15 protein-coding genes are annotated in these 11,296 nt (G+C 43.8%); 7 read left to right on the plus strand and 8 right to left on the minus strand.

Features of this window, described 5'->3' with window-relative positions; translation table 11 throughout:
* Window positions 1-58 precede the first annotated feature (58 nt).
* Window positions 59-634, minus strand: coding sequence for an XRE family transcriptional regulator (locus tag EST55_RS11375; RefSeq protein ID WP_129497550.1), 576 nt, complete (start codon window positions 632-634; stop codon window positions 59-61).
* 88 nt (window positions 635-722) lie between these two features.
* Here EST55_RS11375 and EST55_RS11380 point away from each other — a divergent pair, with 88 nt between their 5' ends.
* Window positions 723-1,361: a LysE/ArgO family amino acid transporter gene (locus tag EST55_RS11380; RefSeq protein WP_129497551.1), complete on the plus strand. Its 639-nt coding sequence runs from the start codon at window positions 723-725 to the stop codon at window positions 1,359-1,361.
* A 29-nt stretch (window positions 1,362-1,390) separates the two neighbouring features.
* A complete protein-coding gene (locus tag EST55_RS12415; protein WP_276318904.1) occupies window positions 1,391-1,519 on the plus strand; it encodes a hypothetical protein in 129 nt (42 codons plus the stop codon).
* A 79-nt stretch (window positions 1,520-1,598) separates the two neighbouring features.
* On the opposite strand, the gene EST55_RS11385 is transcribed toward EST55_RS12415, so the two are convergent.
* The 3 genes from EST55_RS11385 to EST55_RS11395 all read right to left on the minus strand — a co-directional run bounded on the left by EST55_RS11385 (window position 1,599) and on the right by EST55_RS11395 (window position 3,297).
* Complete coding sequence (locus EST55_RS11385; protein WP_129497552.1) at window positions 1,599-2,066, minus strand: hypothetical protein; 468 nt, start codon at window positions 2,064-2,066, stop codon at window positions 1,599-1,601.
* On the minus strand, window positions 2,056-2,616 hold the full coding sequence (mobI, locus tag EST55_RS11390; protein WP_129497553.1) for a conjugative transfer protein MobI(A/C): 561 nt from the start codon (window positions 2,614-2,616) through the stop codon (window positions 2,056-2,058). The genes EST55_RS11385 and mobI overlap by 11 nt, the downstream gene beginning before the upstream one ends.
* 300 nt (window positions 2,617-2,916) lie before the next feature.
* A complete protein-coding gene (locus EST55_RS11395; protein WP_129497554.1) occupies window positions 2,917-3,297 on the minus strand; it encodes a hypothetical protein in 381 nt (126 codons plus the stop codon).
* A gap of 319 nt (window positions 3,298-3,616) precedes the next feature.
* Here EST55_RS11395 and EST55_RS11400 point away from each other — a divergent pair, with 319 nt between their 5' ends.
* The 5 genes from EST55_RS11400 (at window position 3,617) to EST55_RS11420 (ending at window position 6,246) form a co-directional block, all read left to right on the plus strand.
* A complete protein-coding gene (locus tag EST55_RS11400; protein ID WP_164976541.1) occupies window positions 3,617-4,396 on the plus strand; it encodes a replication protein RepA in 780 nt (259 codons plus the stop codon).
* A gap of 414 nt (window positions 4,397-4,810) precedes the next feature.
* Complete coding sequence (locus EST55_RS11405) at window positions 4,811-5,050, plus strand: helix-turn-helix domain-containing protein (protein ID WP_240665306.1); 240 nt, start codon at window positions 4,811-4,813, stop codon at window positions 5,048-5,050.
* On the plus strand, window positions 5,034-5,243 hold the full coding sequence (locus EST55_RS11410; RefSeq protein WP_129497556.1) for a hypothetical protein: 210 nt from the start codon (window positions 5,034-5,036) through the stop codon (window positions 5,241-5,243). Before EST55_RS11405 ends, EST55_RS11410 begins: the two co-directional genes overlap by 17 nt.
* 163 nt (window positions 5,244-5,406) lie before the next feature.
* The gene (locus EST55_RS11415) at window positions 5,407-5,670 is read left to right on the plus strand and encodes a hypothetical protein (RefSeq protein ID WP_129497557.1); all 264 of its coding nucleotides are present in this window, start codon (window positions 5,407-5,409) and stop codon (window positions 5,668-5,670) included.
* Window positions 5,671-5,760: 90 nt separating this feature from the next.
* Window positions 5,761-6,246 (plus strand): hypothetical protein, encoded by a 486-nt coding sequence (locus tag EST55_RS11420; protein ID WP_129497558.1) that lies wholly within the window; start codon window positions 5,761-5,763, stop codon window positions 6,244-6,246.
* Between the two features lie 50 nt (window positions 6,247-6,296).
* Here the strand turns inward: EST55_RS11420 and EST55_RS11425 are convergent, their stop codons facing one another.
* From EST55_RS11425 to EST55_RS11440, 4 genes are read right to left on the minus strand one after another with little or no spacing between them, the layout of a single operon-like run.
* Window positions 6,297-7,583, minus strand: a complete 1,287-nt coding sequence (locus EST55_RS11425) for an FRG domain-containing protein (RefSeq protein ID WP_129497559.1) — start codon at window positions 7,581-7,583, stop codon at window positions 6,297-6,299.
* Window positions 7,584-8,240, minus strand: a complete 657-nt coding sequence (locus EST55_RS11430) for a helix-hairpin-helix domain-containing protein (RefSeq protein WP_129497560.1) — start codon at window positions 8,238-8,240, stop codon at window positions 7,584-7,586.
* Complete coding sequence (locus tag EST55_RS11435) at window positions 8,228-9,685, minus strand: restriction endonuclease subunit S (protein ID WP_129497561.1); 1,458 nt, start codon at window positions 9,683-9,685, stop codon at window positions 8,228-8,230. Before EST55_RS11435 ends, EST55_RS11430 begins: the two co-directional genes overlap by 13 nt.
* Entirely contained in the window at window positions 9,685-11,286 is a 1,602-nt protein-coding gene (locus EST55_RS11440; RefSeq protein ID WP_129497562.1) for an N-6 DNA methylase, read from the minus strand. The genes EST55_RS11435 and EST55_RS11440 overlap by 1 nt, the downstream gene beginning before the upstream one ends.
* Window positions 11,287-11,296 lie beyond the last annotated feature (10 nt).

Here is an 11,296-nt window from a genome sequence, read left to right on the forward strand (position 1 = left end):
AAACTAATAAGTGGGGGTGGGTGGTCAAAATTTCAACAAGAGATTGGCAGTGAGAGCTCTACCCAGACTTTTCGTAAACTGTCATAGTGAAGTGAACGGGTTCGTTAGTGCTGTTTTGGTAGGTGTGTTCGACGTCCATCTCGGCGGTCATCGAGTCTCCTTTCGATAAGGTATAAATTTCTCCATTCACCAAAACGTCTAAATTACCCTCCTCAACGTGAATGAGTTCAATGGTGCCTTTAGAGTGCGCGTCAGATACAAACTGCTCTTTGGGAAACATAGACCACCGCCATAACTCAATCATGATAGCGCCCTTTGAACCGGCAAGCAGTCGAGCAGAGCCCCCATGATCACCATTCCAAAGTGTCGGAATATCCTGAGGCTGTCGGATCGTTACTTTTGGATCGTCTGACACAGCGACTATATCCGCGACAGAAACGGCTAGTGCATTGGCTAATTTGCATAGAATTCCGATGCTTGGGTTTGCACGCCCTTTCTCTATTTGCACGAGCATTCCCTTGCTAATTTCGGCGCTCTTAGCGAGTTCATCAAGAGACATACCGTACTGCTTGCGAAAGCTGTTGACGCGTTTGGCGATAGCTTCATTAATAGCTGTTTTATTCTTTTCGGTCATTATATTGACTATTTAGTTGTTTATATTAGACTGGCGATATTTTCCATTATCGTTGACTTCAACGATTAGAACAACGCAGGAAGTGATAATGTTTGAGTTTGTCAGCGTATTCGTCATGGGTGCCGTAATTTCTGGTGGATTGATTATCGCGATTGGTAGCCAGAATGCATTTCTGTTAAAAACGGGGCTAACGAATAATCATCCGTTTGCAGCCGCGACAGTTTGCTTTGTAGGAGATATTCTGCTTATTGGCGCGGGTGTATTTGGTGTTGGCGCGCTATTTTCGATTGAAAGCATTTGGGGGCAAATGCTGAGCTTGGCGGGCGCTATTTTCTTAATTTGGTATGGAAGTAACGCGCTAAAGGCTGCAATAAAAGGTGAAAATCGATTATCGATAGACGAGAGTGAAAGCAAAAGAACATCGCTTAAGAGCGCATTAGTTATGGCGTTTGCAATGACATTTCTAAACCCACACGTTTATATCGACACTGTTGTTCTAGTTGGCGGTGTTACGGCAGGACTTGAGCAAGCCAATAGACCGTGGTTTGTGGCCGGGGCTTTATGTGCTTCTGCAACTTGGTTTTATACACTGGTATTCGTTGCAAAAAAACTTGCTAGCAAACTGAATAAACCAAAAACTTGGCGTATTATCAATGCATTAATCAGTGCGGTAATGTTTTTAATTGCGGGTCGTTTATTAGTAGATGTGATTCCGTATTGGCTTTAGAGGCTCAAGGGTACGAATAGAAGGTTTACATGGTTGACTTCTCTTGGACAGCAATAGGTTTTGGTGTGTTTGCGATTGTGATGTTGTCGGTGTGTGGACTGTTATATGCGAACGCCGATCGGTTGGAAGCGACGCTTAAACGCTGTTTTCATAAATAAAGTTCGTTGGCTCGAAAGATTCAGTCAGTGGCTGACGCAATAACATCAAGCCACTGACTGTGTATCTAAGTTTGTCCGGTTAGAACTGTTGCAAGCTTGCTTGTAATGCTCTATAGCGCTGAATGAGCTTTAGCAACTGAGCTTGGTGCTTGTACAGAGAGTTAAGGCTGTTGATAACTCGTTCGTAAACCAGGCGCTCCCAGTCTGGGATGTCGGCAAAACGGTTTTGGCTAATTTCGTGGTAGTCGACTCGCTTGGGTGACTTTCTGCCACCATAGAAAATAGCTCGGTGCCAACTATGGTTGATGCCGCTTCGGCGGACACAAACCTGAAGCGCGTATTCAAACGGATAATCTACTTCCATTTCAGCAGCCGCAGCGCGGTGACATTCAGTGAATGCATCAACAACTTCATCCGCGAAGCTGGCAAGTCTGTCCCGTTGCGACTCTATCCATTTTTCAACATCGCTTAACTCACTTGGCGCTGGCTCAAAGCCCCCGAATACTAGTACCCGCTGTAAACTAAGAAACTGGTAATTACTGCTCATTACGGGGCCCCTTCAATTCATTTAGGTGCCGCTCTAATGATTCCAGCAAGCGAATGTTCATTAGCGTTTTACGCCGAATAGTCATGAGGTTTTGATTGATACGACGGCACAGACTGAAAGCGAACTCGGTGTCCAAAATGATGGGTAGTTCCCAATCGTGTGCTTTGTTGAAACGATTAGCGAAGTAGCCGTGTTGCCCTTCTTTGGGCAGATAATGGCTTATCACGTTGTGTTTGCCGCTGCCGTCGTTTTTCTTTTTAAACTCGTTGTAATACCAACTGAGTTCGAATTTCGGCGCCGCTAGCCGAACTCGGCAACCATAGTGGCCGGGATAACCATCGCTAGCGGTCGTTCGGTGGGCTCGATTATGAATCCAAAAGTGATCAGCGGCACGGTTGGCTATATAAGCTAATCGAACCTGGTCAACACGGCACATATCATGGGTGTGTTTGGCAAAATCGTGGCTATTGGCAAATGCCTGATTAACCAAGTTTGTATCGGCAGTACGCATCTTTGCTTGCCACGCTTGAATTAGGTCTTCAAACTTCATGTTTTTCTCCTGTACGTATGAACGTTGAAAATCCTAATGTGAGCGACTGCGGAAGCGCGCACCGCTAATTGCCTGTTTTGGTCAGTTCTAGCCGATTGCTATGAATTAATTTCCCAAGAGTTCAACCGAGTATGAAGGGGAACTCTCCAATTCCTTTCCAGTAACCTATCTGATGTGGGAAGTTAGCAGCCCGCTCCAGGCAGCCACGCGACAACGTCAGGCGGAAATAGAGTACCGTCTGCCAGACTAATGTGGGAAATGGGTATCCTGCCCATAACAATCTTTTCCAATAGAAATTACCTATCGAAAATCGTCGTACAAATCGTGAAGTGGATGGGTGTGGTTAAATATTGGGTCGAAATGGAAGTCATCAAACGAATTGTCCGGGTTATTTGGGTTGAGAGGATCATCAGAGGCGCTATGTGAATTCTTTCGATGGCTTTTAGAAGCGTTAGATTGAAAGTCACTTGCAACAAGCAAGGGTTTATAGTTGATCGGAAAAAAAAGTTTCCGCAAACCGCGAAAGAAGGTTGCAAGTCCTTTAATCACCAACGCAACCGCACTGTTCATCGTCGCTAATACCCAAGCGGACGGAATATAACTAAAGCCAGATAGCCAAGCTTCAATGCTACCTAGTATTAATAATCCGGCCGATGTCCAAATCCAGTATTTTTTCAGCACTGCTCGTCCTCCCCTAGCTTCACAATCAGCATATCAGAGCGCTCAAAAATGCAACGTTTCAGTCAACGAGCAGTGCCAAAACTTTCACATGTGAAAGTTCCCAAGGATTGGAAAGTGCTAAGTAATCAATAGAAAAAATCTGATGCTAGAGGGCTGTAATCGCCCAAATTGGACACGAACACAGACGTAGCTACTTCCAAAGCTGATCAACAATAACCGTCTTCAAACATTAATCATGAGATACGATGTCGGGGTAATGAACTTGGGTCGGAGTGGAAATAACAGTAGAAAACTTGAACGGATAGTTAAGCTACTTAACGTGCAAAACGGCGAGCCCGAAATTGTGTATTACCCGAGCCTGTTCTGCCAGCTGTCACTGCCGATGACGAGCACAGAGCAAAAGCTGTTTCTCCGAGACTCTGGCAAAGTAGCGATGCAATTGAGTACAACAGGCCATCTACCTTATGGCACTATCACTAGACGCATTCTTTTCTACATCGCCAATCACATCTCTCGCAGTGGAATGATCAATATCCCGAAATCTCAGGCTTCTTTACTGAGAGCATTAGGCCTTGGTACCAGTGGAGCAGACGTAAAGCGTTTGAAAGTTCAGTTGCAGGCTTTCTCTGATATCACATTGACGGTGTCACGTGACCAAGAAACGGTTATAAGCTACGCTCCCTTATTTGAGCAGTCCGGCGTGCGGTACCTAAATGGAATTTTGCCGCAGCTTTCAGAACCGGCTAAACAGCAGATATTCCAGCCACTAACACCGTTGAACAAGAGTGCTGTTGAAGCGCTGATTCACACACCTTTCGCATTCGATCTGTATACGTGGCTGGCTTGGAGAGCTGTATCGTTAAAAAAGCCGGTTACTCGTGTTAGTTGGCTTCAGCTACACAGGCAGTTTGCGAGTAATCAAAACTTAGCAGCATTTAAACAGCATTTTAAACGACAATTGGCACTTGTAACGCTGGCATACCCAGCGATAACCGATAAAGTTATATGCGAGTCAGAAGTCTTGGTGTTAAAACGCTATCAGCCGCATGTAATGCCTCGTCCCACCGCCACAAAGCTTTCCACAGCTAGTGTTGAATAAGCCATTTTATCCACGTGTTTCCGCCTGCAAAGTCAATTATCTAACCGTGAATACCTGCAAGTACTGAACTGACTGTTGATTAAGTCGTTAAAATAACCAAAGGTGGCGCGTGCGTTTACCTATTGTGTACGTACTCTTATTCATAAAACACGTGCATGCACCTATCATAATAAGGCTTTTAACTCGCGCACGCCCAATGTTCTCGAACGTTGCAGCTAAGTGACGTTCTTACGCCAATTAAATCAATTAAAAATACAAATATACAATTATTAGCTGCGCTGAGTTGTGAACAAAAAAATCGGGGTAAACAGCTCTAACTGCCCAAAATGGGAAACTTGGGACCGGTGGTATAAGGGTGAGCAACGGTAAGCTAACGGCATTAATCGAAAAGCACGACGCGCGAGGAGAATGCCGATGTCGCCAGAACTAAAGCTAATTAGCCAGGCAATGACAGAGTTGAAGAAAGTACAGTTGGTAACTAAAGAGTACATGACAGCGGAGGAATGCGCTAAATATTTGGGGCTATCTCGATCTGCCATTTACAAGCTCACGCACCGAAAAGAAATTCCCCACTTCAAACCCAGTAAGCGTGTCATGTTTAAACGCTCTGAAGTTGATGCATGGATTCAGAAAAGCTATGTCCCAACAAAGTAAAAAACGAACGCAAGCGTCACTATCAGCGCCGTTTGATAAATATATTGATGAAAAGCTGCGTGCGGAAATAACCGGCATAAGCCGGACAACGTGGTGGCGGTTGGAGCGTCAGGGCAAAACGCCACCGGTTTATCGTATTGGGCAGATGAAGCGGTGGTTGCTTTCGGAAATTTTAGAGTACTTTACGGACTAGTAATTTAGTTATTTACACACATAAGGTTAATCTTGATTTAATCGATAGCTATAGGGTAGTCTCAAAAGTTAAGATTAAACATTCATTTGTGAGCGGGTGCCCGGTAGGCTCCTAGCAGTTTACTCTACACTAACATTTGTAAAATTCACATTTAGGGGAAGATATGAGTGCGATTGAGTTTGATCGAAATATTGACAAGGTTTTTGCTCAAGCGGATGAATTAGGGGTTTGGATTAATTGTGGCTGGACAGTCGGCATACCTAAGGACGTTGCAGTTGACTATGTTAATTCTCGAAACACAAATCCAAATGCTGGTTTTTTTGACCATCAAGGTAACGTAATTCTCAGTCACAACGGTGGTAAAATCACTTTTACTCAACAGGAAGGTGAGGCACTTATCGATCTTATAAAAACAGCCTATCTATGAATTTCGGCCGATGTATTGGGGTTTCAATTAAATTGGGCGCGATGAAAACGTTGATTTTTAATGGCATAATATCTCAAGTGAATCACGTTAATGAATATTGACTACAATGTCATTGCTACGGGTCTGCTTGCTCCCGTAGCAGTATTAGCTATAAAAACACTACTCGACTTTAGCCTCGCACATATTTTTGTAAAATATTTTTGGTGGTTGCCAGTGCGAGGATTATTTCGTGAAAAACCTCCGAAAATTTCGGGGCGATGGATACAAGAATGGGATGCTTCGACAAGCAAGAACTTTATTACAGCCACAGACACTCAGAGTGCTACAACTATTAAACAATTTGGTAGCTATTGCCTAGCCGAGTATAATTCAAAAAACGTGAAATATCGGTTATTTGGAAAAATAAAAAATTCATATTTGGTGGGTGAGTGGTACGACGTAAAGCAGAAAACTGCTTACTTCGGGAGCTTTCAACTGAGGATCTTAGATTTATCTACTCTTGAAGGTAAATATATTGGTCATTCTCGCCAAACCTGTGCAGTAGAGGAGGGGGATTGGAGTTGGCGACGAGAGTGAATAATAGATTCGTGAATGATCTCATGTTAATTCGATACTCGTAAATACACTTAATCTGAAAATTTAAACTTCTGAGCAACGTACTTAGCGGTGTTCTCGATGTTAGGGAAAACGGTGCTCTCATTGATATTAAGCTGATCTAACTCGCGTAGAATGCGTAATTTATCGCCTACTCGAATTCGAGAAAACTTAATATCATGATTCGTCTCTTCATCAAAAATTGCATCTTCGCCGAACAATAGGAATGCTCCTGCCTGCGAAGTTATTCGGTTGTTATTCCGCTTACCTTTTACGCAAATGATGCGTCGCAGATCTTCCGCTTTTATTTCGTTTCGAAAATGCGGCTTTTCCTGCTTTATGAAGTCAAGAAGCTTTTGTACCGCCGGTTGGTCGTTGAAGTCCTTTTTATCGAAATCGATCTGTCGTTTATCGGCCTCCGTCAATCTGGCCAGGTTGGCAATACAGCTGGTAAGATCTGAGTCAAAGTACCTTATTTCATCGCGCTTGACATTAAATACGATGACTTCACCTTCCTCTGATTGCATTTCTTTACAGGCAAAAAATAGAGCTATTAGTGGGTTAGTGGTGATATCCAACAATCGCGTCGGCAAAGAGTAATGCTGCATTCTGACTAATCGATCAAGAGTACCGCTATCGTTTTGAAATTGATCTGAGTTAGCCACGAGTAACTCTTGGTAAAGGCGTTGCTCTTCCTGTCGATAGAGAAAGTCACCTTGTTTGTTTGTGCGAAAAACGGATGGTTCTAGTTTGAAACTTTTTGACGCGTGACCTCTAAAGAAAACCTCATAGCCTTGCTCAGTCTGGGCCCCTAAAACCGATTCAATAAAGCCTTGTAACGAACGCTTAGCGGCCAATGATTTGTTAATCGTACTAACTGAACTCTTTTTAACCTTTGGTTCGCCGCAGTGCGCCGGAATCAGTTCTTTTTTTGCTAACCTTGGTAGCAGCTCATCATCCTTGATTGCCCAGTGAGTTCTATTCATTTCCCAGTCACGTATATCAAGAGAAGTCCGTAAAGGTTCTATCTGATCAAACGGAATGGGAGGGACATCACCTAAAAATTCAAACTCTATATAAATCTGACGACCTTGCTCTCGAACTAGCGTTAAATAACCGATTCGAACGGGTTCGTCGCCCTCATAAGCAAAAATTGTTGGATAGCTTTTTAAGGCCTCAATAACATCGGAGGTAAGGTGTTTGTGCCTGGCAGCCACCGAGTCGGTGGTGTACTCAAGAAAACGGCTTTTATCGAACGTATAACCGTTGTTATCGTTCTCCCAAGCATTATTAGAACTGGTGACCAATAGGTTATACATTTACTTGCAGACTCCCGTTATTTTCTCGGCGGATTTCTTACCAAGTCCAGGAACTTTACATAGTTCACTTATTGATGATGCTTTAATTTGTTCAACACTTTTGAAGCCATTTTCATAGAGAGCCTGTGCCGTCTTCAAGCCAACACCGGGTAATGCAGTGAACTGGGCGTAACAGTAGGAATGTGGAAAATCGTCGTAGCGGCTAGTGAGCTTCTGCCAAATAGTTTTGAAGTCCTTAGAGCGCTCAGACAACTGATATAATTTTTGTATTTGCTCATCATGGTCGAAGCTACTCTCAACAATTGAGCGGAATTCGATGAGAAATGGTAAATAATAAGCGGGTTTTACAGGCCCGATATCGCTGGCATGATTGCTCTCATATGATAATTCTTCATCTTCCAAGTCGGTAGCAAATACCCAGATTCCATCTCTCTGTGAACCGTACTTCGGAGCTTCGCTGGGCGGCCCCACATATATCTCACCGTGATGCTTCAAAACTGACAAAGGGGTTCTAATTTGCAAGGTTGCAGTAAACTGAACACCTTTGATGATATCTTGGTTAGCTCTGAAGGAGTCATCATTTAAACCAAATGCGTCGCTTGTCGGCTCACTCTCATGTTTAGGTGTTATTTTAAATAGCTTTTTCAACCATCGCACTGCTTGCGTCTCCTTGGTTTATTAGCAAGCAACTTTTGCTGTTCAGCCTTTATTTTTTTGAGCAATGACTCGGCAGAATTTTCGCCCGTAATAAGATCAGGGTTTGCGGCGCGCCAATCAGCTGTAAGTTCGCTGCGAAAGGCTTTGGCTAAAATGGATTGAGTTAGGTTATTGACACGTTCTAGTGCCGCATTGACTGTTCCCTCAATGCGGTCGGCAAGGGTGAATAACTCTTTAACACGGCGGACGATTTCGGTTTGTTCTTCTATCGGTGGAAGCTGCAAAGGGTATGTAGCTAAGCTTTTTGCGGATAAATTCGGCTGTGCAGACCCATTGTCAAAGTCACTAATTAATTTTTTTGCTAAAGGGCTGATAAGAAAATAATATGCAAAGTCCCGCTGTATATTGTCTGTAGGTCTAACAATTACGAGAGAGGATGCAATAGCACCAAACTCGTAATGTACACGAGCTGTTTTCCCTATTGTTGCACCGCGAAGGCAATAAACTAGGTCTGTCGATTCAGTTTTTCCACCGCCTAAAGAATCATATTTTTCAGGTGAAATGAAATTCATCCGCTCGTCGGAAAGCGTGCCATCAGGATCAATATGTCCAGTATTAATAAATGGGATCCCCTGCTTCACATACTCGCTTTTATTTGGATAATTTTTTCCTCTATCTCCATTTATTAGGCTAACAACAGATCCAAGTCTCAGCCAAACCCACCCTTCTACAGCTTCAATATAGTATTCATCTTCATATAACTTTGGCAATTTACTATTGTGTTTTACAGCTACACTTTCGAAGTTATTAATCGTCCGCCACTCTTCCGTCAATTTTCCACTCACGGCGGCGGCGAGGACGGATTGGCGGAAGGTTTTTAGGATTTCGGGGATGCGTTCGAGGCTTGCTTTGGTGGTTTCCACCTGAGCAAGGAGATTGTTAAGTTTCTCCGCGATGACTGCTTGTTCCTCAAGCGGTGGCAAAAGAAAGGGCAACGTTTTTGCTGTAGAGCCTGACATTTCCTTAAAAGTTGTCCCGGTGCCCATTCTTTCGGCTACATTTCTAATGCTACGCAGATAGTAATAGGCGTATCTGGAATTAACACCATATGGGAAAACGAAATTCTTAAACCCTTGATTCGTTGAAATGTCATTTTTAGCAATGGCAACATATCCGATTGGGGCGCGGCTACTGAATAGCAAACTACCTTTAGGTAGGAGTTTTGCCGAACTTGAGTCGTAACCTTTTTGGCTTAGATCTCTAGAGCCCAAACCGATATACATTTCTGAGTACCCGCTCAAGTCGGCGGGTGTCAACCAGGGAACTCCAGTACCGGGCTCTTTGAAGTTTTCAGGATCACCTGCTTTGGGAGTTCCTCCAGCAACAACCTCGGCTATATCCCCAATGCTTAATCGAATCCAATAATGTGAATTGACTAAATCCATCAGTTAGCCTCTTTTAATAAGACTAACAACCCATTTAGCTCATTCAGCGCAGCTTCTAGCTCTACTTTCGCTTCCCGCGCCAATACTTCTGGCTCCGGCAAATCAGCGGCGTCAACGCTGTCTTTGTCTATCAGCCAGCTAATATCTAATGAGTCGCCTTTGGCTTCCGCTATCCAATTGCGGTTAAAGCAACGCCAACGAGAGTGAAGTAGTTTGTCATCAACGTTCTTATTTTCTGCTGCGGCCTCTTTATCCACGGCAATCTCTTCAGCACCAAAACTGTACTCGCCTTCGGTGCGTTCACTGGTGCCATCAGCTTTGTCGCCGAAAACAGCTTCAAACGGGGCCAGATGACTATCGCCAAAGGGGGTACGCTTACCAAAACTAGGCATATTGGTACGAAGGTCATAAACCCAAACGTTTTCAGTACAACTTTGCTCTTGGTACTTGTCTTTCGCTGAGCCTTTGGTGAAAAAAAGCACGTTAGTTTTCACGCCTTGAGCATAAAAAATGCCTGTAGGTAGTCGCAAAATCGTGTGCAAGTTACACTTGTTCATTAAGTCGCGACGCACTTCTGTCCCGACACCCGCTTCAAATAAGACGTTGTCAGGTAAAACAACTGCAGCACGACCACCGGGTTTTAAGTTTCGATAAATGTGCTGCAAAAACGCCAGCTGCTTGTTGCTGGTTTTATAAGTTAAATCATCACGAGTATTTGATGCTTCACCACCTTTACTGGTGCCAAACGGCGGATTAGCTAAAATAATGTCTGCTTGTTTTAATGCTTTACCAGCATCACCCAAAGCGTTACCCAAATGCACTACGCCTTCGTCGTCGCCTTCCATGCCATGTAACAGGCAATTCATAAGTGCTAAGCGCCGAGTATTTGGAACCAACTCAACGCCAATAAAAGCGTTGTTCTTTTGAAACTGAGCTTGCTTGGAGGGCAAGTCTATATAATCATCGGTCTGGTCTCGCATGTATTGATCCGCTGCAACCAAAAAGCCTGCCGTGCCTGCTGCTGGATCTTGAATAACTTCACCTATCTGAGGCTTGATGCATCGAACCATACTATTGATAAGAGCGCGAGGCGTAAAATATTGACCTGCGCCAGATTTAGTTTCACTGGCATTCTTCTCGAGTAAGCCTTCATATAAGTCGCCAAGGCCGTCTTTTTGTGCGCTAAACCAATCAATTTGGTCCAGCGTTTTTATCATTTGCTCTAAATGGCGGGGCTCACGTAGACGAGTTTGTGCATCGGAGTAAATAGCACTTATAAGGGGATCTTCATGAACAACGACTTCTTTAGTCTGACCAGGATTTTCCGGATCCGCCTCCATACGCTTACCCGTCGATAACGCGAGCAAAATGGCTTTGTAATCGTTCAGCAAATTAATCCCTGACTTACTATTTAAGTCAGTCCATCGGCACCCTTCTGGTAGCGGATGGCGTTTCAATACCCCTGCTTCGGTATTCTCATGCACCATTTTAATGAACAGTAAAAGTACTAGCTCTGTCACGTAATCAGAATAGTTGATACCGTCGTCACGCAGTACATCACATAAATTCCAAAGCTTTTGAACGATATCGTTGTTTGTCATTGTTGTCCCT

This window comes from Idiomarina sp. 29L (assembly GCF_004123135.1).
In the GTDB taxonomy this organism is placed as follows: Bacteria; Pseudomonadota; Gammaproteobacteria; order Enterobacterales; family Alteromonadaceae; genus Idiomarina.